This is a genomic window from Pseudomonas fluorescens HK44 (assembly GCF_000217955.3).
GTDB classification, from domain to species: Bacteria; Pseudomonadota; Gammaproteobacteria; order Pseudomonadales; family Pseudomonadaceae; genus Aquipseudomonas; species Aquipseudomonas fluorescens_AQ.
In genome coordinates this window covers 312459-338111 of record NZ_AFOY02000019.1, presented here as the reverse complement: position 1 = coordinate 338111, position 25653 = coordinate 312459, and the positions used below count along the sequence as shown (strand labels likewise).

Below are 25653 nucleotides of genomic sequence, written 5' to 3'. Positions count from 1 at the left end.
CGGCGACTGGCCGCGGTATACGCGTGGGAAAGGCCGCCGGCAGGCGTTTGCCTTTGCGCTCCTTGAGGCAATACGGGTATTCGGGGATCTGCGGCGCGTTTTCGAGGGTCAGCAACTATTTGCGCAACAGGCGCAGACCGTTGAACACCACCAACAGGGCCACGCCCATGTCGGCAAACACCGCCATCCACATGGTGGCGAGACCCACGAAGGTTATCCCAAGGAAGATCGCCTTGATGATCAATGCCAGGGCGATATTTTGCGTGAGGATATTCGAGGTCTGTCGCGACAGCCGAATAAATGCCGGAATTTTGCGCAGATCATCGTCCATCAGGGCGACATCGGCGGTCTCAATCGCGGTATCGGTGCCGGCGGCGGCCATGGCAAAGCCAATCTGCGCACGGGCCAGCGCCGGCGCATCGTTGATGCCATCGCCGACCATCCCGACCCGATGCCCTTTAGCGTACAAGCCTTCGATGGCCTTGAGCTTGTCGGTCGGCAGCAGGTCGCCTTGCGCCTGATCGATACCCACCTGGGCGGCAATCGCCCGAGCGGTGTGCGGGTTGTCGCCGGTCAGCATCAAGGTCTTGATGCCCAGTTCATGCAACTGCCGGATCGCTTCGCGGCTGGATGCCTTGACCGTATCGGCCACCGCGAACAGCGCCAAAGGACCCGAGGTGTCGAGCAACAGCACCACAGTCTTGCCCTGTTCTTCGAGGGCAAACAGTTTCTCTTCCAGCGCCGGTGAGCACAGGCCCAGCTCTTCCACCAAGCGGTGATTGCCCAAGTGGTAAACCTGACCATCAATCTCACCGCGCACGCCCCGCCCGGTCAGCGCTTCGAAGTTATCCACAGCGAGCAACGTCAGCTGTTTATCCACAGCTGCATTGGCGATGGCCAGCGATACCGGGTGATCGGAACGCCCGGCGAGGCTGGCGGCCAGGATCTGCGCAGTGTTTTCGACCGTGGGGTCGAGGGACAGATAATCGGTTTGCACCGGCTTGCCATGGGTGATCGTGCCGGTCTTGTCCAGCGCCAGGTAATCCAGTTCGTGACCGCCCTCCAGGTACACGCCGCCCTTGATCAGGATGCCTTTACGCGCCGCCGCCGCCAGGCCGCTGACGATGGTCACCGGGGTAGAAATCACCAGTGCGCAAGGGCACGCAACCACCAGCAGCACCAGTGCACGGTAAATCCAGTCGAACCAGGCCGCACCCATGAACAGCGGTGCAATGAGCGCCACGGCCAAGGCGAAGATGAACACCACCGGCGTGTAGATTTTCGAGAAACGATCAACGAACCGCTGGGTCGGCGCCCGTGCGCCTTGGGCGGCTTCCACGGCATGAATGATCCGCGCCAGGGTCGAGTTGTCGGCAGCGGCAGTGACTTTGAATTCCAGCGAACCGGACTGATTGATGGTCCCGGCGAAAACCTTGTCGCCGACGGTTTTCTCGACAGGCAGGCTTTCACCAGTGATCGGCGACTGATTGATGGTCGAGCTGCCAGACACTACTTCGCCGTCCAGGCCAATACGTTCGCCGGGGCGAACCCGCACCCGTGCACCGAGATCGATACTTTTAGCTTCACGTTCGATCCAGCTTCCGTCTTCCTGCTGCACCGTGACCTTTTCCGGGGTCATCTGCATCAGCCCGCTGATTGCATTGCGCGCGCGGTCCAGGGATTTGGCTTCGATCAGCTCGGCCACGGTGAACAGGAACATCACCATCGCCGCTTCCGGCCACTGGCCGATCAACACCGCACCGGTTACCGCAATGCTCATCAGCGCGTTGATGTTCAGGTTGAGGTTCTTCAGGGCAATCCAGCCCTTTTTGTAGGTGCCCAAACCACCGCTGAGGATCGAGATCAGCGCAACGATCGCCACCACCCAGGTCGGCGCGGCGCTGGTGAAGTGAATCACCTCGGCCGCCAAAGCGCCGACACCCGACAGCGCCAACGGCCACCAGGGCTTTTTCACTGGAGCCGGACGCCGGTCATCCGCGCTGGCGCCCTCCTCGATCGGCTCGGCCAGCATGCCGATGGACTTGATGGCGTCGATAATCGGCGCAGTGCTCGGCAGGTCGTGAGTCACGCCGAGTATGCGGTTGATCAGGTTGAACTCCAGTTGCTGCACACCCGCAAGCTTGCCGAGCTTGTTCTGGATCAGCGTCTGTTCGGTCGGGCAGTCCATGGCGTCGATGCGAAAACGGCTCAGACGCGCGCCAGCGGTCGGCGTTGCACTGAGTTTGATCAATGAAGGCGCTGCGGCGCTCGAACAGCAGGAGCCGCCACCACTTGCGTGATCGTGTTTCTGAACCGGCTGAAGTTTTTGCCCGTGATCGTGATCAGCGTGGGGTTTGTGGGTGTGCTGGGAATCGCTCATAAAGTCGCGTCCAAAAAGGTGCCTGTTGCCAAGTGAACACCCTGTAGCCACTATAGGGTCAAGCAGCCAATCGGAGATGATTGAAATGAAGATCGGTGAACTGGCGAAACTGACCGACTGCCAGGTCGAAACCATCCGCTACTACGAGCGCGAAGGCCTGTTGCCGGAACCGGCCCGCAGTGAAGGCAATTACCGTTTGTACACTCAGGCCCACACCGAACGCCTGACCTTCATCCGCAACTGCCGCACCCTCGACATGACCCTCGAAGAAATCCGCAGCCTGCTCAGCCTGCGCGACAGCCCGCAGGATCAATGCGAAAGCGTCAACGCGCTGATCGACGAGCACATCCACCACGTCAAGGCGCGGATCGACGGCTTGCTGGCCTTGCAGACACAGCTGCTGGAACTGCGCCAAAGCTGCAGCGAACGGCCGGATATCGAGCAGTGCGGGATTTTGCAGCAGCTGGAAGTCAGCGGTGGCGTGGCGGCGAGCGAAGCCGAGCATTCCCATGTCGGCCGAAGCCACGGGCATTAAGCGGCTCGGCGTAGCAGCAGCAACAACATGGCTAACGCGGCCAGCACTGCGCCGGTGATGAACGTGCTTTGTGCGCCGACGGTTTGCCACAGCCAGCCGGCGAGAACACTGGCAATCAGCAGGCAAACGCCGCTGATCAGATTGAAAATACCGAACGCCGTGCCCTTCAGTTCGTCGGGGGCCGTATCAGCAACCAGTGTGGCGAGGATGCCTTGGCTGAATCCCATGTGCAGTCCCCACAGGGTTACGCCCAGCATCATCGTCAGGATCGAATCGCTTTGCGCGAGCACCAGGTCCGCCAGCACCAACAACCCCATGCCGAGGCAGAGCAATTTCGTGCGGCTGATGCGATCGGACAACCAACCGGCCGGGTAGGCGGACAACGCATAGAACCCCGACATGACCACCATCACCAACGGCACCCAGGCGGCTGACAACCCGGTCTGCTGCGCCCGCAATACCAGAAACGCTTCGCTGAAACGCGCCAGCGTAAACACCCCTCCGACGACGACCACCCACCAATAGCCGGACGAGAAGTCGTGAAGGACACGCCAGTGAATGGGTGATCGAAAGGTGTGTTTGCCGACAGCGTGCTCGGGCTCTTTTACACCGGTGACAATCAGCGCCACCGCAATGGCCGCGGGGATGACGGCGAACCAGAGTACCTGCTGGATATCGGTGAGCCAGAGCATCAGTACGATGGCCAGTGCAGGACCGACAAGGGCGCCGACGGTGTCCATCGATTGGCGCAAGCCGAAACACGCACCGCGAATTTCCAGCGGAGCTACGTCCGCCACCAGAGCATCGCGCGGCGCGCCGCGAATGCCTTTGCCGATACGATCGAGAAAGCGCGCGGTGAACACCACCTCCACCGAGTGAGCCAGCGGGAATAACGGCTTGGACAGCGCAGCCATACCGTACCCCAGCAACAGCAGGCCTTTGCGTCGACCGATAAAGTCGCTGATCGCCCCCGAGAAAACCTTGACCAGCATCGCCGTCGCCTCGGCGATGCCCTCGATCACCCCGACGGTCAGCGCGCTCGCGCCCAGGGTCGTGACCAGAAACACCGGCAGCAGGCTGTGCACCAGTTCGGACGAAACATCCATGAACAGGCTGACAAAGCCCAAGGCCCAAATGGTTCGCGGAATACGCAGAGACTCCGATCCGACCTGATTCACGTGTTCATCCTGTCGTGCTCCAAGGCCTTATCGAAGGCGATAACCGGGCTCTATAGGTGAGTATTACGCCGAGCGAGTGCCGGAAATACTCGCTGGTACAGACGCTCAACAACGTCGAGCAGACGCTCGCCCAGTTGTCTCCAATCCAGCACTTGCTTGACCAGCCAGGCACTGATCAGCGAAACCAGCAACGACCCGGCAATATCGAATGGAAAGTGCACGCCCAGGTAGACACGCGCCCAGCCAACCAACACCCCCAGCAGCAAAACCAGCAGGCCCAGCTTGCGCAGCGAGGCCAGTATCAACCCAAAGGCTAGCGCAAACATCACCGTAGCGTGGTCGCTGGGAAAAGATGACTCAGCGGCATGTTCCATGAAGTTTTGCCCCAGCCCCACCATGAAGGGACGTGGGTGAAACCAAAGGCTGCTGATCAACAGATTGCAACCCAGCGCGAAGACGATACTCAGCGTTGCAGTGATCGCTACCGCCCGCTGCCGGCGTGTACCTCGCAACCACAATCCAGCCAGCAAAAGCGGCACACAGTAGATCAGCCACTGTGCCAGAAACATCGCCAAAGACCGCATGGGCGCCGAGGCATCAGCGCTGGCGTTGATCGCCAGGAACAGGCTGCGATTGAGTTCTTCCACACATAGACGCCATTCAGATCATCAGAAAATCCCGCACTGCGATAACACGCTGAGCGGTACCTATCATTCTAATTGCAATCGCCCGGACAGTCGGAGTACCCCGCCATCCGGGCTTCAGGCGTTTGACACCTGTTGTGCCACAAGTTCTGCCGCCATACGGCGTGTCAGCAACTGGGTAAAACCCGCTGTCAATTCGAGCGTTCGACAGTGTCGGACTGGGCTTTCTGACTGCTCGCTACAGCCTGCGCATGTTCAGATTGCTGATAGTGGACCATCGCCACATCACGTGCGGCGTCCATTCGAGCCTGAACCTTGTCGCCGCCGCCTTCGGCCATCGCAGCCACAGAAGCGCACATCAGGGAAACGACCAAAAAAGCTTTCAGGGATTTCATCGGGAACTCTCCAGTAGTTGGGTTCTGCCAGACCCTGTATTGGCCTGACTGGAGCTCATCCTATAGGGCGCTATTTATCGGCCCTTTCCCCGGGAGATGAACTTTCTGACATGTAGGCTTTTAGATTCGCGGCGCTGACGCTTGATCGTTCCCACGCGTGGGAACGATCAGATTACGAGAGGTGGAGGTATTCAGACCGCCATTGGCGCGGTCATTGGCGCGTGGTGTTCGTAGCCTTCCAGCGAGAAGTCGCTCGGCTCGATCTGTTCCAGCCACTCCGGCTGGTACACGCCGGTCTTGGCGAACTCCGGCACGCGGTCGGATATCACCAGCTTGGGCATCGGGAACGGCTCGCGCTTGAGCTGTTCGTTGAGCATGTCCAGGTGGTTTTCGTAGACGTGGGCGTCACCGATGAAATAGGTGAACCAACGTGGCGTGTAACCGGTCAGGCGACCGATCAGACTCAACAGCGCGGCACCTTCGGTGAGGTTGAACGGCGTGCCCAGGCCCAGGTCGTTGGAGCGGATGTAGAGCGTCAGGGAAATCTCTTTGGTCTCGACATTCGGGTGGAACTGATACAGCAGATGGCACGGCGGCAGGGCCATTTCATCGAGCTGGGCGCAGTTCCAGCCGTGGAACAGGATACGCCGGCTGCCCGGGTCCTTGATGATAGTGTCGACGCACTGGCGAATCTGGTCGATCGCCTTGTACAGCACCACATAGGCCTGGCCGTCTTCTTCGCCTTCGGCGATCTGGCGATAGCCCTGGCTCAACGTCTGCTCGATGGCAGCCTGATTGCTGACCGGGATCTGCTTGTACGCCGGCCATTTGCGCCATTGCACGCCGTAGATCTCGCCCAGGTCGTCTTCGCCCTGACGGAACGGGTTGGCCAGCCACTGGGCGTTTTCATTGGCATTCTGGTCCCAGACCTTGCAGCCCAATGCGCGGAACTGCGCCGCGTTGTTCACGCCCCGCAGGAAACCGACCATCTCGCCGATGGCCGATTTGAACGCCATCTTGCGGGTAGTGATCGCCGGGAAACCTTCTTTCAGGTCATAGCGCAGCATCGCGCCGGGAAAGCTGATGGTGTTCACGCCGGTACGGTTGGCTTGCCTGGTGCCGTTCTTGATGACGTGGGCGACCAGATCGAGATATTGCTTCATGAGTTACCTGTGTCCTTGAACCCGGGGGCCATCGCCCCGGGGTTCGAATGTAGAGCGCGACGGCTTAAGCAGTCGGGGCAACCGGAGCCGTCGGGGCACGGTGATAAGCCAGCCAGATCAGGAACAGACCGGCGAGGATCATCGGTACGCACAGGACCTGACCCATGGTCAGCCAGTTCCAGGCCAGATAGCCCAGTTGCGCATCCGGCACGCGGACGAATTCGACGATGAATCGGAAAATACCGTAGAACAGCGTGAACATCCCGGACACGGCCATGGTCGGCCGCGGCTTGCGCGAGAACAACCAGAGGATCAGGAACAACGCTACGCCTTCCAGCGCGAACTGATACAGCTGCGACGGGTGACGCGGCAGCTGTGCCGGGTCGCTGAACGGCGGGAAGATCATTGCCCACGGCAGGTCGGTCGGCTTGCCCCACAACTCGGCATTGATGAAGTTACCGATACGCCCGGCCCCCAGGCCGATCGGCACCATCGGTGCGACGAAGTCCATCAGCTGGAAGAACGACTTGCCATTCTTTCTGCCGAACCACAGGGCCGCCAGCATCACGCCGATGAACCCGCCATGGAACGACATGCCACCCTTCCACACTTCAAAAATCAAGGTCGGGTTGGCCAGGTAAGCACTCAGATCGTAAAACAGCACATAACCCAATCGGCCGCCGACAATCACACCCATCGACATCCAGAAGATCATGTCGGAGAGCTTCTCCTTGGTCCAGGTCGGGTCGAAGCGGTTCAGCCGACGCGATGCCAGCATCCAGGCGCCGCCGATACCGATCAGGTACATCAGGCCGTACCAGTGGATTTTCAGCGGGCCGATGGCCAGGGCCACCGGGTCAATCTGCGGGTAAGGCAGCATTGCGACTCCTCGTTAGAGTTGAAACGTAAAATTCCTGGCGCGACCGTGCCACGCCTGGATTAAGCCAGGATTGCGTCGCTGTTCCCGGCAAAAAGAGCTCAAAGCAAAAAGCTCAAACCCACGCAAAACAGCAACGCGGCAAACAGTCTTTTCAGCAACCGCGGTGACAGCTTGTGGGCCAGTCGCGCACCGATGCGGGCAAAGACCATGCTGGTCATGGCAATGCCCAGCAGCGCCGGTAAATAAACGAACCCGAGACTATGAGCCGGCAAGCGTGGATCGTGCCAGCCCAGAATCATGAAACTTAATGCACTGACGAGCGCAATCGGCAGACCGCAGGCCGAAGAGGTGGCCACGGCTTGCTGCATCGGCACACTGCGCCAGGTCAGAAACGGCACCGTCAGCGAGCCTCCGCCGACCCCGAAAATCGCCGAAGCCCAGCCGATCACACTGCCGGCCAGGGTCAGACCGAATTTGCCAGGCACTGTCCGGCTGGCCTTGGGCTTGACCTCCAGTGCCAGTTGCAAGGCAATGATCAACGCGAACACGCCGATGATCTTCTGCAAATGCGGTCCCGAGATGGCTTCGGCCGTCAGCGCGCCAAAACCCGCGCCGATCAGAATCCCGACAGTCATCCAGACAAAAATCGGCCAGCGCACCGCGCCTTTCAGATGATGTTCGCGCACCGCATTGACCGACGTGAAGATGATCGTCGCCAACGACGTGCCGACGGCCAGGTGAGTCAGCACCGACACATCGAAACCCTGCAAGGTGAAACTGAACACCAGTACCGGGACGATGATGATCCCGCCGCCCACCCCAAACAGCCCGGCCAGCACGCCGGCGCAGGCACCGAGCAGTAGATAGAGCGGAAATTCCATGGCTGCATCCCGAAATAAGTGCGGCATGGTAACGGATGCAGGGCCTCAAGCTCCACTGGATGGCGATGGATACCCGACAGCTCTATGCGTACAGTGGGCAAAAAAGCCAAGAGGGATAACCCCATGTGCTTGATCGTTTTCGCCTGGCGGCCGGGTCACGCAACGCCGCTGATCGTTGCGGCCAACCGCGACGAGTTTTATGCACGCCCCAGCCTGCCGCTGGCGCAATGGCCCGAAACGCCGCTGGTGTACGCCGGGCGCGACCTGGAAGCAGGTGGCACCTGGCTGGGCATTGGTGCCGACGGGCGCTTTGCCGCATTGACCAATATCCGCGACCCGCACCAGCCGCCAGCGCGCAAATCACGAGGCGAGCTGGTGGCGCGGTTTCTCACCGGCGACTTGCCGATTGATCAGTACTTGGCCGACGTTGTCGACAGATCACCGGAATATGCCGGGTTTAATCTGCTGATCGGCAATCGTCATGAGCTGTGGCATTACAACGCGCGGGAGCCTGGGCCCGTCAAGCTGCAATCAGGCATCTATGGAGTGTCGAATGCCGGGCTTGATACGCCGTGGCCGAAAGTGCTCAAGGCCAAGGCAGCGTTGAGTGAAGTGCTGACCGACCCACAGCCACAGGCCTTGCTGGCCCTTTTAGGCGACCCGCAAACGGCGCCATTCGCCGACTTGCCGGATACCGGGGTTGGGCTGGCGACCGAGAGCTTGTTGTCGAGCGTGTTTATTGCCAGCCCCACGTATGGCACGCGGGCGAGTACCGCGCTGATTGTGCGGGCCGACGGGACGCGGCTGATGGTCGAAAGGAGTTTCGGACCGTATGGCGGGCATCTTGGGGAAGTTGAGATCAGGCTTTAGCCCTGGCGCGATACTCTGTGGCGAGGGAGCTTGCTCCCGCTCGGCTGCGAAGCAGTCGTTAAACAGTCATCGCGCACAGACTGATAGAACACGCTGACCGATTCAGGAGCGCTTCGCACTCCAGCGGGAGCAAGCTCCCTCGCCACAAAAGCCCACTGTCACAGGCTCAGAGAGGCTTGATCGCCGCCGGATTGATCATCCGCGCCAACCCGAGGTTCTTCAGCGCCAGTTGCAGCGAGCTGTGGATCACCTGCGGGTTGTCGATGGTCATCAGCTCGGCGAGCAGATCCCTGGCCCAGCTCAGGTTGATCTGGCGCAGCATCCACTTCACTTTCGGCAAGTTGGTGGCGTTCATCGACAAGCTGTCGAAACCCATCGCCATCAACAGCACCGCCGCCGCCGGATCACCGGCCATCTCGCCGCAGATACTCACGGGTTTGCCTTCGGCATGGGCATCGCGCACCACGTTTTGCAGCGCTTGCAGCACCGCCGGGTGCAGGTAGTCATAAAGGTCGGCCACCCGCGGGTTGTTACGGTCGACGGCCAGCAGGTATTGGGTCAGGTCGTTGGAGCCGACCGACAGGAAGTCCACTTGCCGCGCCAGTTCCCTGGTCTGGTACACCGCTGCCGGAACCTCGATCATCACGCCAACCGGCGGCATCGGCACGTCGCAGCCTTCATCGCGAACTTCACCCCAGGCCCGGTGAATCAGGTGCTGTGCTTCTTCCACTTCATGAGTGCCGGAGATCATCGGCAACAGAATCCGCAGGTTGTTCAGGCCTTCGCTGGCCTTGAGCATCGCGCGGGTCTGCACCAGGAAGATTTCCGGGTGGTCGAGGGTCACGCGAATCCCGCGCCAGCCAAGGAACGGGTTGTCTTCCTTGATCGGGAAGTACGACAGTGACTTGTCGCCGCCGATGTCCAGGCTGCGCATGGTCACCGGTTGCGGGTGGAAGGCGGCGAGCTGCTCGCGATAAATCGCCAGCTGCTCCTTTTCGCTCGGAAAGCGCTGATTGATCATGAACGGCACTTCGGTGCGGTACAGACCCACGCCTTCCGCACCGCGCTTCTGCGCCCGTGCCACATCCGCCAGCAGGCCGGTGTTGACCCACAGCGGCATGCGGTGACCGTCGATCGTCACGCACGGCAAGTCGCGCAGCGCATCCAGCCCCAGCGCCAGTTGCTTCTCTTCTTCGACCACGTCGGCGAACTGCTTGCGCAGCACGTCACTCGGGTTGGTGTAGACCTCGCCGTGATAGCCGTCGACGATCATCTGAATGCCGTCGACCTTGGAATACGGCAGATCGACCAGACCCATCACCGTCGGGATCCCCATGGCTCGCGCCAGGATCGCCACGTGGGAGTTGCCGGAACCGAGTACCGACACCAGACCCACCAGCTTGCCTTCCGGCACCTCGCCGAGCATCGCCGGCGTCAGTTCTTCGCTGATCAGGATGGTGTTGTCGGGATAGACCAGCGTCTGCTGACGCTCTTCCTGCAGGTAAGCCAGCAGGCGTCGGCCAAGGTCTTTGACGTCCGAGGCGCGCTCACGCAGGTAGGCGTCGTCCATCAATTCGAAACGGTTGACGTGATCGGTGACCACCTGGCGCAGTGCGCCCTGGGCCCACTGACCGGTCTTGATCACGGTGGTCACCTCGCTGCCCAGCGAAGCGTCGTCAAGCATCATCAGGTAGACATCGAACAGCGCCCGCTCTTCCGGCCGCAATTGCGTGGCGAGCTTGGCGGACAGCGCGCGCATATCGGCGCGCACGCCTTCGATGGCGGTCTTGAACAGCCCCAGTTCTGCGTCGATGTCAGCGATGGCCTTGTCAGGCACCACGTCCAGATCGGCCGGCGGCAACATGACCACCGCGGTACCGACCGCCGCACCGGGCGAACCAGGTACGCCGACAAACTTTGCTTCCTGAATACCCTTGCCCTGACGCCCCAGACCACGGATCGAACCGGTGGCCTCGGCGTGGGCGATAACGCCCGCGAGCTGGGCGCTCATGGTCACCAGGAAGGCTTCTTCACCTTCGTCGAACTGGCGACGTTCTTTTTGCTGGATGACCAACACGCCGACAACGCGCCGGTGGTGAATGATCGGGGCTCCGAGGAACGACGCATAACGCTCTTCACCGGTTTCGGCAAAGTAGCGATAGCGCGGGTGATCCGCGGCGTTTTCGAGGTTGAGGGGTTCTTCACGCGTGCCGACCAGGCCAACCAGACCTTCGTTGGGCGCCATGCTGACCTTGCCGATCGAGCGCTTGTTCAAGCCCTCGGTGGCCATCAGCACGAAGCGGTTGGTTTCGGGGTCGAGCAGGTAGACCGAGCAGACCTGGCTGCCCATGGCCTCTTTGACGCGCAACACAATAATCCCCAACGCCGCCTTGAGATCCTTGGCGGAGTTAACTTCCTGGACGATCTTGCGCAGCGTATTGAGCATGGCTCGGGGTCGAACTCCGTCGTCAGTCGCGCGCTAAAAGGCGCGGGGCAAGCTCTTTGAGAGCGCGGCGATAAACCTCGCGCTTGAATGTCACCACCTGGCCCAACGGATACCAATAACTGACCCAGCGCCAGCCATCGAACTCCGGTTTACCGGTCAAATCCATCCGCACCCGCTGCTCGTTGGAGACCAGGCGCAGGAGAAACCACTTCTGTTTCTGGCCAATGCACAGCGGTTGGCTGTGCGTTCTGACCAGGCGTTGCGGCAAACGATAGCGCAACCAGCCCCGGGTGCAGGCGAGAATTTCAACATCTTCACGCTCCAGACCCACTTCTTCGTTCAACTCGCGGTACAAGGCGTCTTCCGGCGTCTCCTGAGGGTTGATACCACCTTGAGGAAACTGCCAGGCATCTTGATTGATACGGCGAGCCCATAGCACCTGGCCGGCATCATTCGTGAGAATGATCCCGACATTGGGGCGGAAACCATCGGGGTCGATCACGGCAACAACCTCGCAAACGCATGTCGTCGCATTGTTCCACAAAGGTTGTGAAGGCGGCAACGAAGCTTCCTACGTTATGTGCACTCTTGTGAAAAGACCGTATTCTGGAGGCCTTTTTACAGACTTTTCAGCGAGTAACTGCAAATGCGTCTGGCTTTATTCGACTTGGACAACACACTTTTGGGCGGCGACAGCGATCACGCATGGGGCGATTACCTGTGCGAGAGGGGATTTCTCGATGCCGTTGCCTATAAAGCACGCAACGACGAGTTCTACCAGGATTACCTGGCCGGCCAGCTGGACCAGGCCGCATACCTGAACTTTTGCCTGGAAATCCTCGGCCGTACCGAGATGACCCTGCTGGACGAATGGCACCGCGACTACATGCGCGACTGCATCGAACCGCTCGTGCTGTCCAAGGGACTCGAGTTGCTCGCCAGCCATCGCGCTGCCGGCGATAAACTGGTGATCATCACCGCCACCAACCGCTTCGTCACAGGGCCGATTGCCCAGCGTCTGGGCGTCGAAACCCTGATTGCCACCGAATGCGAAATGATCGACGGCCGCTACACCGGACGCAGCACCGACGTACCGTGCTTCCGTGAAGGCAAGGTGACGCGCTTGAATCGTTGGCTGGAAGAAACCGGCATGTCACTCGAAGACAGCTATTTCTATAGCGATTCGATGAATGACCTGGCGCTTCTGGAGGAAGTGGCAAACCCGGTCGCCGTGGACCCGGACCCGAACTTGCGGGCCGAGGCACAGAAACGTGGCTGGCCGATAATGTCGTTGCGCGACTGAAGTCAGCGACTTTATCTGTGGCGAGGGAGCTTGCTCCCGCTCGGTCGCGCAGCGGCCGCAAATCCGGCCGACGCGCTCCGCCTGACTAAACGTCTTAGCAGAATTCAGGAGCGCTTCGCGCTCCAGCGGGAGCAAGCTCCCTCGCCACAGTTGATCGCATGGATCAGGTCAAACCGGCTTAGCGCCCATCAACCCGGCAATCGCGATAAAGCAGACGAAGCTGAACAACGCCAAGGCAAACGTAAACTTGCCATTGCCACCCGGTGCAGTGCGCAGCTTGTTAAGCCGCACCAGCAGCCAGAACATCGCCAGCGCACCGACTGTGTAGGTCACGCTGGAAGCCAGAATCCACATCTGCCCCAGCGGCCAGCCCACCAGGTGCACCATCCACCATCCGGTGAACGGCATGCTCAGCAACGCCAGGCCCATCACCAACCAGACAAACACCCATGGACGCTGCAAGGTGCGCGCGTGCGCCGTCGCGTCACCGTTACGGCGCGTGCGCCAGACCCAGATCGCCAGGCCCAGCGCACCGACCAGCAACAACACCGTTGCCAGGACATGCGCTACTTTCAGGGCGGTTAACGTTTCCATTGTTCGTTTTCCTTATGGACTGGCCATCAGCGTAGACGCTCAGCCGAGGAACAGCTTATACGCCGGGTTGTCGCTCTCATCCCAATACGGGTAACCGATTTCTGCCAGCGCCGCCGGCACCAGATGGCGCTCTTCGTGCGGTACTTGCAGACCGGCGACCACCCGACCATCGGCCGCGCCGTGGTTGCGGTAGTGGAACATCGAGATGTTCCAGCGCCCGCCGAGCTTGTTGAGGAAGTTGAACAACGCGCCCGGACGCTCCGGGAATTCAAAGCGCAACACCACTTCATCGACGACATGCGCCGCGCGACCGCCAACCATGTGGCGAATATGCAACTTGGCCAGCTCGTTGTCGGTCAAGTCGAGCACCGGGAAGCCCTGCTCGGTCAGACTGGCGAGCAGCGCACTGCGTGGATCGTTTTCCGGGTGCGTCTGCACGCCAACAAAGATGTGCGCTTCGCTGCCGGTGTTGTAGCGGTAGTTGAATTCGGTGATCTGGCGTTTGCCGATGGCTTCGCAGAACGCCTTGAAGCTGCCCGGTTTCTCCGGGATGGTCACGGCGATGATCGCTTCACGGCCTTCACCCAGCTCGGCGCGCTCGGCGACGTGACGCAGGCGGTCGAAGTTGACGTTGGCACCGGAGTCGATGGCCACCAGGGTCTGCCCGGTTACACCGCGCAACTCGACGTACTTCTTGATCCCGGCCACACCCAAGGCGCCAGCAGGCTCGGTGATCGAGCGGGTATCGTCGTAGATATCCTTGATCGCCGCACAGATCTCGTCAGTACTGACGGTGATCACTTCATCGACATAATCCTTGCAGATGTCGAAGGTGTGCTGGCCGATCTGCGCCACTGCCACGCCATCGGCAAAGAGCCCCACAGTCGGCAGTACCACGCGCTCACCGGCCGCCATGGCCGCTTGCAGGCAGTTGGAGTCGTCCGGCTCGACGCCGATGATCTTGATCTCCGGCCGCAGGTACTTCACGTACGCGGCGATCCCGGCGATCAGGCCGCCACCGCCCACCGGGACGAAAATCGCATTAAGCGGGCCGGGGTGCTGGCGCAAAATCTCCATCGCCACGGTGCCCTGCCCGGCAATGGTGTGCGGATCATCGTAAGGGTGGATGTAGACGTAGCCCTTTTCGTCGACCAGTTTCAGCGAATAGGCCAGGGCTTCGGGGAAAGAATCCCCGTGCAGCACCACTTTGCCGCCGCGCGAACGCACGCCTTCGACCTTGATCTCTGGGGTGGTCTTGGGCATGACGATGGTCGCTTTCACGCCCAACACCTTGGCTGCGAGTGCCAGGCCCTGCGCATGGTTACCCGCCGAGGCGGTGACTACGCCACGGGCGCGCTCCTCATCGCTCAATTGGGTCAGCTTGTTGTAAGCCCCGCGAATCTTGAACGAGAACACCGGCTGCAAGTCTTCGCGCTTGAGCCAGATCTTGTTGCCCAGCCGCTCGGAGAGCTGGCGAGCAGTTTGCAATGGGGTTTCTACGGCAACGTCATAAACGCGCGAGGTGAGGATCTTTTTGACGTACTGTTCGAGCATCGGAAAGCATCACTGAGCGGGTTGGGCAGGGCCAAGGAGTCTAACCCGGCTTTTGCCCGGGCGACCACACGAATCCAGAGGTTTTACAGCGCTTTTGTGGCGAGGGAGCTTGCTCCCGCTCGAGCGCGAAGCGGTCGCAACAAGGTTGAGTAGTTGAACCTGAAGAAATCGGGACTCAGATTCTACGACTGCTGCGCAGCCGAGCGGGAGCAAGCTCCCTCGCCACAGAAGCCTCCCCGGCATGCCATACATACTCATTGGCCAATCGGACAATGACCTTCCCTGCCCCGCAGCCTATAATGCTGGCCTTCAGTTCCCCTTGCCCGCTTTCGGAGCCCGCATGACCCAGGATCAACTCAAACAGGCAGTGGCTCAAGCCGCCGTCGATTTCATCCTTCCAAAACTCGACGACAAGAGCATCGTCGGGGTCGGCACCGGCTCCACCGCCAACTGCTTCATCGACGCACTGGCCTTGCACAAGGGCGCGTTCGACGGCGCAGTTGCCAGCTCCGAAGCCACCGCCGCGCGCCTCAAGGCCCACGGGATTCCGGTGTACGAGCTCAACACCGTCAGCGATCTGGAGTTCTACGTCGATGGCGCCGATGAAAGCGACGAGCACCTGAACCTGATCAAGGGCGGTGGCGCAGCCCTGACCCGCGAAAAAATCGTTGCTGCCGTGGCCAAGACCTTCATCTGCATCGCCGACGCCAGCAAACTGGTACCGGTCCTGGGCACTTTCCCACTGCCGGTCGAAGTGATCCCGATGGCCCGCAGCCACGTGGCCCGCGAGCTGGTGAAACTGGGCGGCGATCCGGTTTACCGCGAAGGCGTGTTGACCGACAACGGCAACATCATCCTCGACGTCTTCAACATGCAGATCACCAACCCGGTCGAGCTCGAGACTCAGATCAACGCCATCGTCGGCGTGGTCACCAACGGCCTGTTCGCTGCCCGTCCGGCAGATGTGCTGCTACTGGGCACCAGTGAAGGCGTGAAAACCCTCACCGCTTAACCCCAACACCCTCCCCTGTAGGAGCAAAGCTTGCTCCCACATTGGTATGGCGGTATGACGGCGCTTGTCAGGGCTGTGGTTTCTTGAAGACATAAAACAGGTTGGGTTCGCTGACCAGGTACATCGTGCCGCTGTCGTCCATGGCGATCCCTTCCGCTTGCGGCACCGTCTTCTGCAAGCCCTGACGCCCCTTGCTCAGCGACATCGTGCTCAACGGCCGACCGTCGATATCCAGTTCCAGCACCAGATGCGACTCATCCGACAGCGCCAGCAAATGGCCGCTGCACTTGTCGTATTGCAGGCTCGACAGGTCGCGCACGAACAGCCCGGCATCGCGCTTGGGGTTGTTGACCACGTGCACCGCATAGGACTTCTCCGGGTTGTAATGCGGGAAGCCCTGCACTTCGTAGATCAGCATCGGGTCGCGTTCCCTGGCGACGAACAGTCGCTTGCCCACCGAATCATAGGCCAGGCCTTCAACGCCCTTATTGCTGCTCATGTGCACGCCAAGGGCCAGTTGCTCGGCCTCCGCGGCGTCCAGAAACGTCGTTTGATCCTTCAGATGAATCTTGATCAGGCGCTGCTGATATTCATCGGCGATCACATAGGTATCAGCACTGATGAACTCCACCGCTTGCGGGTCGCCAAACCCGATCAGCGTCACGCGGCGCAGGATTCGCCCCTCGAGGGACAGTTCGATCAGCTCGGGGTTTTTATTGGTCACGGTGAACAGGCTGTGGCGCACCGGATCGAAGGTCAGCGCCGAAACGTCCGCGCTCAGCCCGTCAATGACCTTCGCCTCGACAACCACCTGGTAATCGTCGAGCGCCATGGACTGGCCGTCGGCCGGGTGCAACCAGGCTTGCAGGTTGAACCAGCCACGCTCGAACAAACGATAATGTTGCCCGGCCGCGCCCACCGCCACGACTGTAGCGAAGAGCACAACCAGGACTCGGCTATGCGGTTTAACGAACACTGCTCTTGAAGCTGCCGGCGCCCGGCAATTCCAGCACCAGTTCATCGCCAACGTTCAACGGACCGACACCCGCCGGAGTGCCGGTCATGATCACGTCACCGGCTTGCAGCGAGAAGCAGCCTGCCATGTACTGGATCATTGGCACGATCGGGTTGAGCATCAAGCTGCTGTTGCCGTCCTGGCGAACTTCACCGTTGATGGTCAGGCGGATACCGATGTCGGTCAGGTCCGCGAAGGTGCTGCTGACCACGAACGGCGCCAGCACGCAGGCGCCGTCGAACGACTTGGCGATTTCCCATGGCAGGCCTTTGGATTTCAGCTCGGCCTGCTTGTCGCGCAAGGTCAGGTCCAGCCCCGGCGCAAACCCGGAGATCGCGTCCAGCACTTCTTCGCGGCTTGGCTTGGTCGACAAAGGTTTGCCGATCAACACGGCAATTTCCGCCTCGTAGTGGACCGAGCCACGCTCGGTCGGAATCGCAAAACCACCTTCCAGCGCGACCACGCAACTGCCCGGCTTGATGAACAGCAGCGGCTCGGTTGGCACCGGGTTATCCAGTTCCTTGGCGTGTTCGGCGTAGTTACGCCCGATACACACCACTTTCCCGACCGGGAAATGAATACGTGTACCGTCGACATACTGGTGCTGATAGCTCATTACCGACTCCTGCCTTATTGATTCATCAGGGACAGCGGCTTCAAACAGCGAAGATCTTGCCCGGGTTCATGATGCCGTTCGGGTCGAACACCGCCTTGACCGCTTTCATGTACTCGATCTCAACCGGGGAACGGCTGTAGGTCAAGTAATCACGCTTGGTCATGCCCACGCCGTGCTCGGCGGAGATCGAGCCGTTGTACTTCTCGACGGTTTCGAACACCCACTTGTTGACGGTCGCACACTTGGCGAAGAACTCGTCCTTGCTGAGGTTCTCTGGCTTGAGGATGTTCAAGTGCAGGTTGCCGTCGCCGATGTGGCCGAACCAGACAATTTCGAAATCGGGGTAGTGTTCGCCGACGATCGCGTCGATTTCCTTCAGGAATGCCGGGACTTTCGACACAGTGACCGAAATGTCGTTCTTGTACGGCGTCCAGTGGGAAATGGTCTCGGAGATGTATTCGCGCAGTTTCCAGAGGTTTTGAAGTTGCGATTCACTCTGGCTCATCACGCCATCGAGCACCCAGCCTTCTTCGACGCAGTGTTCGAAGGTTTCCAGCGCATGGTTGGCCACTTCCTCGGTGGTCGCTTCGAATTCCAGCAGCGCGTAGAACGGGCAATCGGATTCGAACGGTGCCGGCACGTCGCCGCGCGCGAGGACTTTGGCCAGCGCCTTGTCGGAGAAGAATTCGAATGCAGTCAGGTCGAGCTTGCTCTGGAACGCGTGGAGCACCGGCATGATCGAGTCGAAATCGGCGGTGCCGAGGACCATCGCGGTGAGGTTTTTCGGGGCGCGATCAAGGCGCATGGTCGCTTCGACCACAAAACCCAGGGTGCCTTCGGCGCCGATGAACAGCTGACGGAGGTCATAACCGGTAGCGTTCTTGATCAGGTCGCGGTTCAGTTCCAGCAGGTCGCCCTTGCCGGTCACGACTTTCATGCCGGCGACCCAGTTACGGGTCATGCCATAGCGAATCACCTTGATCCCGCCGGCATTGGTGCCGATATTACCGCCAATCTGGCTGGAACCTGCGGAAGCGAAGTCCACCGGGTAGTACAAACCGTGCTCTTCGGCGCGGTTTTGCAGTTGTTCAGTGACCACGCCTGGCTGGCAGACCGCAGTACGGTCGGTCAGGTTCACGTCGAGGATCTGGTTCATATAGTCGAAGGAAACCACCACTTCGCCATTGGCCGCCACGGCAGCAGCGGACAGCCCGGTGCGTCCGCCCGACGGCACCAGCGCAATCTGGTGCTCATTCGCCCAACGGACGATGGCCTGGACCTGCCCGGTGGTCTTGGGGAACACGATGGCCGTCGGGGCCGGGGCGAAATGCTTGGTCCAATCCTTACCGTAAGCATTCAGGGAGTCGGCATCGGTCAGCACCTTGCCAGGCTCAACCAGGGTCTTCAGCTCTTCAATCAGGGCGGGATTGGTCATCGACAGAACTCTCGAACAATTCATGGTCATCCTGAGTACGCTTCACGTCGCAGGAATGAGTGTTTGCGGGGTGCATATGCTAGCATACCGCCCCCGCAGGATAGTGCCCAAAGGCTGTTCTGCGGCGACGGCGTTCCTGCCGTCCGGGTCAGCTCACGCTGTCCGATTCCCTGCCATTTTTCTCCGGGACACAGGTTTACGCAGATGAGCAAGACTTCTCTCGATAAGAGCAAGATCAAGTTCCTTCTTCTCGAAGGCGTCCACCAATCGGCTGTCGACGTCCTCAAGGCGGCGGGCTACACCAGCATCGAGTACCTGACAGGTTCTCTGCCGGAAGCCCAGCTGAAGGAAAAGATCGCTGATGCGCACTTCATCGGCATACGCTCGCGCACTCAACTGACCGAAGAAATCTTCGATCATGCGAAGAAACTGGTGGCTGTAGGCTGTTTCTGCATCGGCACCAACCAGGTCGACCTCAACGCTGCTCGCGAACGCGGCATCGCTGTCTTCAACGCTCCGTACTCCAACACCCGTTCGGTGGCTGAACTGGTGCTGGCGGAAGCGATCCTGTTGCTGCGCGGCATCCCTGAGAAGAACGCTTCCTGCCACCGTGGCGGCTGGATCAAAAGCGCGGCCAACTCCTTCGAAATCCGCGGCAAGAAGCTGGGTATCGTTGGTTACGGTTCGATCGGTACTCAATTGTCTGTCCTGGCTGAAGGCCTGGGCATGCAGGTGTACTTCTACGACACCATCACCAAGCTGCCACTGGGTAACGCCACTCAGGTCGGCAACCTGCACGAGCTGCTGGGCATGTCCGACATCGTGACCCTGCACGTTCCGGAAACGGCTGCTACCCAGTGGATGATCGGCGAGAAGGAAATCCGCGCCATCAAAAAAGGCGGCATCCTGATCAACGCCGCTCGCGGCACCGTGGTCGAGCTGGACGCCCTGGCGGACGCGATCAAGGACAAGCACCTGATCGGCGCGGCCATCGACGTATTCCCGGTGGAGCCACGCTCCAACGACGAAGAGTTCGAAAGCCCGCTGCGTGGCCTGGACAACGTGATCCTGACCCCGCACATCGGTGGTTCCACTGCCGAAGCACAGGCCAACATCGGTCTGGAAGTGGCAGAGAAACTGGTCAAGTACAGCGATAACGGTACGTCGGTATCGTCCGTGAACTTTCCGGAAGTGGCCCTGCCGGCTCACCCTGGCAAGCACCGCCTGCTGCACATCCACGAAAACATTCCGGGTGTACTCAGCGAGATCAACAAGGTCTTCGCCGAAAACGGTATCAACATTTCCGGCCAGTTCCTGCAAACCAACGAGAAGGTCGGCTACGTCGTGATCGACGTCGACGCCGAATACTCGGACCTGGCGCAAGAGAAGCTGCAACACATCAACGGCACCATTCGTTGCCGCGTGTTGTTCTAACGCTCCAGTGTCAATGAAAAGGGAGACCCTCGGGTCTCCCTTTTTCATGCCTGGAAAAAACTTACTTTACAGTCACGGTGATTTTTTTCGAGACAATCGGCGGATCGAACGGCACGTGGTTCTTGTCGCCCAGCTCCAGTTGCAAGGTGTGCTTGCCCGGCGTCAGGGTCACATCGGTTTCGGTCTGGGCCTTGCCGAAATGCAGGTGTTTGGCATCCGCCGGGATCGGCATGTTCTCGGCCGGCAACTTGTCGACGTCGATCAGCAGGTGGTGGTGACCGGTGTGCGGGGTCTGATCGCCGGCCGGCGCCAGGGCAATTTTTTCAACAGCGAATCGGACCTTGAAGGTTTTATCCACGGTTGCACCGTCCGCCGGAGAGACGATATACACCTTCGCACCCTCAGGAGCCTTGGTGCGTGGGACGTCCGCGGCGCTCGCCAGCATCGAAGCGCTGAGCATCAGACCGGCGAGAACTGCACGTGACATAAAGGTTTTCATTCTTTTCTCCAGTATTGAACTTAATCTTTACGGTTGTGACAACTTCGTGGCAATTCGTTGTCGAAGCACCTCAACACCATAGCAAAGCGCACCGAAACAGCGCGTCGCACATAATGAATTCAAGGAGTGACCATGCGCTTTCTGCCTGGCCTGATACTGTTGCTGCCCCTTGCGAGCCCTTTTGCTCACGCTGAACTGATCGACGATGTAAACGACCGTGGCGAGTTGCGCATTGCGCTTGAAGCCAACACTCCACCCTTCAATTTCAAGGAAGACGGCAAGCTCAGCGGCTTCGAAGTCGAACTGGGCCAACTGCTGGCCGACGAGCTGGATGTGCGCGCCGACTTCGTTGTCACCGACTCGACCGATCTGTTGCCGGGGGTCGAAAGCGGCAAGTACGACGTCGCCATCAACCACATAGCACTGACTTCGGAGCTCAAGGATCGTTTCGACTTCAGCGAACCTTACAGTTATTCAAGCGCACAATTGATCGTGCGCCAGGAAGAACAACGCCCGCTCGGCACTTTGCTGGCGCTCAAGGGCCAGGCCCTGGGTGTGGCGCAAGGCAGCCCGTTCGTCGAACAGGCGCGCGGTGTTGAAGGCATTGACCTGCGCAGCTATCCCGACGCGCAGCAGCCGCCAAAGGATGTGGCGGACAAACAGATCGACGCAGCCATCAGCGATCGCTTACCGGTCCCCTACGCCATCCGCGACAGTCGTCTACCGGTAAAAGAAGGTGCCGAGGCTGGCCCGACCCTGAGCCTGGCGATTCCGTTTCAGAAGGGCAACCCGGCATTTCAGGCCAGCCTCGACCGGGCCCTGCAACGGATCAAGACGGACGGCCGATTGATGACGCTGTCACAGAAATGGTTCGGCATGGACGCGAGCCAACCGCCAAAACCGTAACGGCGACACAGGTCATTGTGGCGAGGGAGCTTGCTCACGCTCGGCTGCGAAGCAGTCGTAAATCAGTCAGCGTGGTTTATCGGGAAGTACTCAGTTTCGGGATTTAGGGGTGCTTCGCACCCCAGCGGGAGCAAGCTCCCTCGCCACAGGTTTTGTGTCTGGCGTTAATCCAGTGCCGCCAACGCGAGCGCAGCCTCGGCCAACTCCAGCTCGCTGAACACTTGCACCCCATTGCGGATCAGCAAGGCTGCGGTGACGCCCTCGCCGCTGACTTTGACCCCGCTGAAGGTCCCGTCATAGGTCAGCCGATTGCCGCAGGATGGGCTGTTGGCCTTGAGCACGGCGATGCGGATTGCGTGTTTTCGGACCAATTCCAGCGCCTGATGGGCGCCCGAGAGAAACTCGGCGCTGACGTCCTCGCCCTCGGTCGTCACCACCCGCGCAGTACCATCGAGCACCTGAACGCCTTGCCCACCCGGGATCTCGGCCGCGGCCCGTGGCGTTGGCAAACCGCCGGCGACTTCCGGGCACAAAGGGATCACCCGACCTTCGGCGATCCACTGTTCCAGCTGATTGAACGGCCCGCTGGCCCCGCCGTCGTAACGCACGCGGTGGCCCAGCAGACAACGACTCACCAGAATTTTCCGCATGATCAGAATGGCTCGTTGCCGCGCCGGCGAAACCAGCCCGTCAATGACAGGCGCTCGCGGGTCGCGGGCAGGACTTCATGAGGCACTTCGCCCGACAGGAACACCACCAGACAACCGCCAGTGGGCACCACATCGTGCTCTCTGCCCTCCTCCAGGTACATCCGCAACTGGCCGCCATGCTCCGGCAGCCAGCCGTCATTGAGGTAGATGACCGCCGACACCATGCGTCGGTCGTCGTCGCGAAAGCGGTCGACGTGCTTGCGGTAGAACGCACCCGACGGGTACAGCGCGAAATGGCTCTCGAAATCCTCAAGACCGAGAAACAACCCACGGTTCATCGCCTCGCGCAGGCTGTCCATCAGCCCCAGATAGCTGTCACAGGCCTCGTCTTGCCCAGGCTCAAGCCACTGAATATGGTCGCCACGAATGCCTTCGCGAATCTCCGAGAAAGGCCCGCGCCCCACTGCCGCTGGCGCCAGCTCACCTTCGGCTGCACGTTTACGGCACTCAGCCGCCAGTTCCCGGGTCAGAGCCTGGGGCAGGAAAATATTCTGCTGCGACCAGCCATGGGTAGCCAGGTCGTCGACGATACGTAACAGCAGCGGGTGATCAGAGGGTATTTGCATGGCGCGCATAGTATTCCTGCGCCAGAAAATCCGACAGAGCCGTGTAGCGGAGGATCGTCGGATAAGCTGACGAACCTGATACGAATTCTCGACAACCTGTGTCCGGCCCCGGAGAATAGTCGCCTGCTGACAGGAGTCCTTATGCGCCGTTTGCTTTTTTCACTGTTGATACTCTGCACTTTGCCCGCCTGGGCAGACGGCCACGACCAGTTGTACAAGGTCGCCGGTTGGCCAGACCAACGCGCGCATTTTAACGATGCCCTCACTGCCGCCCAGCAACGCTACCAAAGCAGCCTGCCACCCGCGGTGTTTCAGGCTTTGGTCAGTAACAGCAATCAGCGCTTTGCCCCGCAGGCCATGGACCGGCGGGCCGAAGCGCAACTGCGCAAGAACCTTGCAGACCCGAAACCTGCACTGGCGTTTTTCCAGTCGCCACTGGGGCGCAAGATCATCGCTGCCGAGCTGCTGGCGACCCGCCGCGACCAGTTGGCGAAAAACGCCAAAGGCCTGCCGAAAATCGAAGCCAGCGACACCCGTCAGTTGATCATTGGCCATTTGGCCCAGGCACTGCCGGCGCGCGAAGCCGGTGCCGAAGTCAGCCTGGCGATTGCCGGCGTAGCGGCCGACAGCCTGAGCCAGATGATCCCCGGCCTGCTCGGCGGCGGTCAGGCCCAAGGCATGCTGGACGGCCAGCGTCAGCGCTTGATGGATCAGATCGGCTCCGACCTGAACAACACGTTGCTGTATGTCTATCGCGACTTATCGGATGACGAACTGGAAGAGTTCGCCACCTTTGCCGAGTCCTCTGAAGGCAAGGCGTATTACCGGGCGGCATTGGCAGCGATTCGGGCGGGGTTGGCGGTGGGACAAAGCACGTCGAGCCTCAGCCAGTAAGCTTCAGCGCCTGGAAGATCGCCATCGTCGGAACAGCCCCTAGAGATTCCGGCCTTTGATCCGCTTGGTCAAAAACCCGAAATACTCCTGGCGCAACGCCGGGGTTTCATTTGCCAGATGATGGCGAGCCTCGGGCAGTTTCAACACCTGCGGCCGATCGAACTTGCCCCCCAGCACTTCAAGGTTGTATTCCCAATCCACCGTCATGTCCGCCTGCCCCTGGACAATCAGTGGCCGACGACTGCTGCGCGGAGCCGCTTCAATACGCTTGATCCACCGCGCCAGCGCCCCGACCCACACGGTCGGCAAACGCAGCGGTTGTAGCGGATCGGCTTGCAGGAACGACAAGAACGCCGGGTCGTTGGAGTTCTCGCTGAAACGCCGGGCGATGCCTTTGACGAAAGGCTTCATCAGGTAATAGCTGAAGTGCGACCAGCTCCAGGAGCGCGGCCTGACCAGCGGCGCAAGCAGCACCACCTGCCCTTGCGCGGGGCTGTCCGCACCAGCATTCAGCACATGGTCGATGACAATCGCGCCGCCCGTACTCTGCCCGCATAGGTGCCACGGTTGCGGCAGGTCCAGCGACCGCGCCTCAGCGAACAACCCTTGCAGCGCCGCTTGATACTCGGCGAAATCCTCGATGCTCGCGCGCTCGCCGCTCGACAACCCATGCCCCGGCAAATCACAGGCAATCACCACGAACCCCTGATCCAGCGCCCAATCGATCACATGCCGATAAAGACCCATATGATCGTAGAAACCGTGGAACAGGAACATCGTCGCCACCGCCCGCTGCGGCCACCAGACCTGGCTGACCAACTGATAGCCGCCAACCTTGAAACTGCCGAGTCCGCGTTTGACCGGCACACTGCGCTGCGGGAAATCCAGCCCGTAAAAATGCTGATAAGCCTGCGCTTCCTCCGACAACGGCTGCGCCTCGGCCAAGGGCCGCAGGCTGGCACGCAGATGATCGGGGTTGAAGGTGGCAGGCATCACGGGTGTCCAGGCAACGCGCTGAGCGCAAAACAGACTTTATGCGCCTGCGATATTCATCTGTCGCGGCAAGCATGGCAAGCTACGCGACCTTCGAGGATGGTTCCGCATGCGCCCGCACTACCGCACGACACTGCTTGCCAGTCTGCTCGCCCTTGTGTGTGCCGGCGTGCTGTGGGCCGCCTATGACTGGTTTCAGGGACGCTACCTGCGGACGTTCAGCTCACACACGGCGCTATTTTCCGGCGATCCACTGAACCTTCCCGCCAATCTGGCAGGCCCCGGTGCAATTCGGGTCGTGCATTTCTGGGACCCGGCCTGCCCGTGCAACGTCGGCAATCAACAGCACCTGGCCGAACTGCTTGAACACTTTGTGCCGCAAGGCGTTGAGTTCTATGCCGTTCAAAAGCCCGGCAGTCACGGTCAGTTACCCAGCACCTTGAGCCGCCTGAAAACCCTCGACACCCTCCCAGGCTCCGAGCAAATCCCCGCCAGCCCGGCGGTCGCGATATGGGACCGCAGCGGCAAACTGGCGTATTTCGGGCCCTACAGTGAAGGCCTGACCTGCAACTCCAGCAACAGCTTTATCGAACCGATCCTGCAAGCGCTGAGCGAAGACCGCCCGGTGAGCGCCACGCATACCCTCGCGGTGGGCTGCTACTGTCCATGGGCGAAGACGGATGAAACTCACTAAGGCATTTCGGACTTTTCAAGGAAGGTAATGCTCGGCACAGAGGGTCTGTGCTAAAT

At 60.4% G+C, this 25653-nt stretch carries 26 protein-coding genes; 8 read left to right on the top strand and 18 right to left on the bottom strand.

The genetic code is table 11. The annotated features are described in order from the left end of the window. Positions 1-115: 115 nt before the first annotated feature. A complete protein-coding gene (locus HK44_RS24060; protein WP_019694120.1) occupies positions 116-2380 on the bottom strand; it encodes a heavy metal translocating P-type ATPase in 2265 nt (754 codons plus the stop codon). An 85-nt stretch (positions 2381-2465) separates the two neighbouring features. Here HK44_RS24060 and cadR point away from each other — a divergent pair, with 85 nt between their 5' ends. Further along, on the top strand, positions 2466-2915 hold the full coding sequence (cadR, locus tag HK44_RS24055) for a Cd(II)/Pb(II)-responsive transcriptional regulator (protein WP_019694121.1): 450 nt from the start codon (positions 2466-2468) through the stop codon (positions 2913-2915). Here cadR and HK44_RS24050 read toward each other — a convergent pair. From HK44_RS24050 to HK44_RS24025, 6 genes are all read right to left on the bottom strand, one after another. After that, positions 2912-4093: an MFS transporter gene (locus HK44_RS24050; RefSeq protein WP_019694122.1), complete on the bottom strand. Its 1182-nt coding sequence runs from the start codon at positions 4091-4093 to the stop codon at positions 2912-2914. The two genes, cadR and HK44_RS24050, sit on opposite strands and share 4 nt — an antisense overlap. A 50-nt stretch (positions 4094-4143) precedes the next feature. Then, positions 4144-4740 carry an undecaprenyl-diphosphatase gene (locus tag HK44_RS24045; protein WP_019694123.1) on the bottom strand — a complete coding sequence of 199 codons (597 nt, stop codon included), beginning with the start codon at positions 4738-4740 and terminating at the stop codon, positions 4144-4146. Between the two features lie 188 nt (positions 4741-4928). Then, entirely contained in the window at positions 4929-5132 is a 204-nt protein-coding gene (locus HK44_RS24040; protein WP_019694124.1) for a co-regulatory protein PtrA N-terminal domain-containing protein, read from the bottom strand. A 191-nt stretch (positions 5133-5323) separates the two neighbouring features. Beyond that, positions 5324-6295, bottom strand: coding sequence for a thymidylate synthase (locus HK44_RS24035; RefSeq protein WP_019694125.1), 972 nt, complete (start codon positions 6293-6295; stop codon positions 5324-5326). A 64-nt stretch (positions 6296-6359) separates the two neighbouring features. Beyond that, complete coding sequence (gene lgt, locus HK44_RS24030) at positions 6360-7175, bottom strand: prolipoprotein diacylglyceryl transferase (RefSeq protein WP_019694126.1); 816 nt, start codon at positions 7173-7175, stop codon at positions 6360-6362. A 98-nt stretch (positions 7176-7273) separates the two neighbouring features. Next, positions 7274-8056 (bottom strand): sulfite exporter TauE/SafE family protein, encoded by a 783-nt coding sequence (locus tag HK44_RS24025; protein WP_019694127.1) that lies wholly within the window; start codon positions 8054-8056, stop codon positions 7274-7276. 123 nt (positions 8057-8179) lie between these two features. Here HK44_RS24025 and HK44_RS24020 point away from each other — a divergent pair, with 123 nt between their 5' ends. Continuing rightward, on the top strand, positions 8180-8926 hold the full coding sequence (locus tag HK44_RS24020; protein WP_019694128.1) for an NRDE family protein: 747 nt from the start codon (positions 8180-8182) through the stop codon (positions 8924-8926). Between the two features lie 166 nt (positions 8927-9092). Here the strand turns inward: HK44_RS24020 and ptsP are convergent, their stop codons facing one another. Both ptsP and HK44_RS24010 read right to left on the bottom strand, forming a co-directional pair. After that, complete coding sequence (gene ptsP, locus HK44_RS24015) at positions 9093-11372, bottom strand: phosphoenolpyruvate--protein phosphotransferase (protein WP_019694129.1); 2280 nt, start codon at positions 11370-11372, stop codon at positions 9093-9095. A 22-nt stretch (positions 11373-11394) separates the two neighbouring features. After that, positions 11395-11874: an RNA pyrophosphohydrolase gene (locus HK44_RS24010; RefSeq protein ID WP_008064982.1), complete on the bottom strand. Its 480-nt coding sequence runs from the start codon at positions 11872-11874 to the stop codon at positions 11395-11397. Between the two features lie 144 nt (positions 11875-12018). Here HK44_RS24010 and HK44_RS24005 point away from each other — a divergent pair, with 144 nt between their 5' ends. After that, on the top strand, positions 12019-12675 hold the full coding sequence (locus HK44_RS24005; protein WP_019694130.1) for an HAD family hydrolase: 657 nt from the start codon (positions 12019-12021) through the stop codon (positions 12673-12675). Positions 12676-12843: 168 nt separating this feature from the next. Here HK44_RS24005 and HK44_RS24000 read toward each other — a convergent pair whose 3' ends face one another. Both HK44_RS24000 and ilvA read right to left on the bottom strand, forming a co-directional pair. Further along, positions 12844-13269 (bottom strand): DUF2269 family protein, encoded by a 426-nt coding sequence (locus tag HK44_RS24000; RefSeq protein ID WP_019694131.1) that lies wholly within the window; start codon positions 13267-13269, stop codon positions 12844-12846. 39 nt (positions 13270-13308) lie between these two features. Further along, complete coding sequence (ilvA, locus tag HK44_RS23995; RefSeq protein WP_019694132.1) at positions 13309-14823, bottom strand: threonine ammonia-lyase, biosynthetic; 1515 nt, start codon at positions 14821-14823, stop codon at positions 13309-13311. A 340-nt stretch (positions 14824-15163) separates the two neighbouring features. Between ilvA and rpiA the strand changes: the two genes are divergently transcribed. Next, the gene (gene rpiA / locus HK44_RS23990) at positions 15164-15835 is read left to right on the top strand and encodes a ribose-5-phosphate isomerase RpiA (RefSeq protein WP_019694133.1); all 672 of its coding nucleotides are present in this window, start codon (positions 15164-15166) and stop codon (positions 15833-15835) included. Between the two features lie 67 nt (positions 15836-15902). Here rpiA and HK44_RS23985 read toward each other — a convergent pair whose 3' ends face one another. The 3 genes from HK44_RS23985 to HK44_RS23975 are packed head-to-tail and all read right to left on the bottom strand — an operon-like array spanning position 15903 to position 18901. Beyond that, positions 15903-16811, bottom strand: coding sequence for an SdiA-regulated domain-containing protein (locus tag HK44_RS23985; protein ID WP_019694134.1), 909 nt, complete (start codon positions 16809-16811; stop codon positions 15903-15905). Next, positions 16801-17466, bottom strand: a complete 666-nt coding sequence (locus HK44_RS23980; protein ID WP_019694135.1) for a fumarylacetoacetate hydrolase family protein — start codon at positions 17464-17466, stop codon at positions 16801-16803. Before HK44_RS23980 ends, HK44_RS23985 begins: the two co-directional genes overlap by 11 nt. Before the next feature lie 40 nt (positions 17467-17506). Next, a complete protein-coding gene (locus tag HK44_RS23975) occupies positions 17507-18901 on the bottom strand; it encodes an FAD-binding oxidoreductase (RefSeq protein WP_024265150.1) in 1395 nt (464 codons plus the stop codon). Between the two features lie 204 nt (positions 18902-19105). Between HK44_RS23975 and serA the strand changes: the two genes are divergently transcribed. Further along, positions 19106-20335 carry a phosphoglycerate dehydrogenase gene (serA, locus tag HK44_RS23970; protein WP_019694137.1) on the top strand — a complete coding sequence of 410 codons (1230 nt, stop codon included), beginning with the start codon at positions 19106-19108 and terminating at the stop codon, positions 20333-20335. 61 nt (positions 20336-20396) lie between these two features. Here serA and HK44_RS23965 read toward each other — a convergent pair whose 3' ends face one another. Beyond that, on the bottom strand, positions 20397-20834 hold the full coding sequence (locus HK44_RS23965; RefSeq protein WP_019694138.1) for a DUF4399 domain-containing protein: 438 nt from the start codon (positions 20832-20834) through the stop codon (positions 20397-20399). A 132-nt stretch (positions 20835-20966) separates the two neighbouring features. On the opposite strand from HK44_RS23965, the gene HK44_RS23960 reads away from it, so the two are divergent. After that, positions 20967-21740 carry a transporter substrate-binding domain-containing protein gene (locus tag HK44_RS23960; RefSeq protein ID WP_019694139.1) on the top strand — a complete coding sequence of 258 codons (774 nt, stop codon included), beginning with the start codon at positions 20967-20969 and terminating at the stop codon, positions 21738-21740. A gap of 164 nt (positions 21741-21904) precedes the next feature. On the opposite strand, the gene HK44_RS23955 is transcribed toward HK44_RS23960, so the two are convergent. Further along, positions 21905-22390, bottom strand: coding sequence for a DUF523 domain-containing protein (locus tag HK44_RS23955; protein ID WP_019694140.1), 486 nt, complete (start codon positions 22388-22390; stop codon positions 21905-21907). 2 nt (positions 22391-22392) lie between these two features. Continuing rightward, positions 22393-23025, bottom strand: a complete 633-nt coding sequence (locus tag HK44_RS23950; RefSeq protein ID WP_019694141.1) for a 2OG-Fe(II) oxygenase — start codon at positions 23023-23025, stop codon at positions 22393-22395. Positions 23026-23157: 132 nt separating this feature from the next. Here HK44_RS23950 and HK44_RS23945 point away from each other — a divergent pair, with 132 nt between their 5' ends. Continuing rightward, positions 23158-23910, top strand: coding sequence for a DUF2059 domain-containing protein (locus tag HK44_RS23945; RefSeq protein ID WP_019694142.1), 753 nt, complete (start codon positions 23158-23160; stop codon positions 23908-23910). 39 nt (positions 23911-23949) lie between these two features. On the opposite strand, the gene HK44_RS23940 is transcribed toward HK44_RS23945, so the two are convergent. Next, the gene (locus HK44_RS23940; RefSeq protein ID WP_019694143.1) at positions 23950-24903 is read right to left on the bottom strand and encodes an alpha/beta hydrolase; all 954 of its coding nucleotides are present in this window, start codon (positions 24901-24903) and stop codon (positions 23950-23952) included. 109 nt (positions 24904-25012) lie between these two features. Between HK44_RS23940 and HK44_RS23935 the strand changes: the two genes are divergently transcribed. Further along, entirely contained in the window at positions 25013-25597 is a 585-nt protein-coding gene (locus HK44_RS23935; protein WP_019694144.1) for a DUF6436 domain-containing protein, read from the top strand. Positions 25598-25653: the final 56 nt, after the last annotated feature.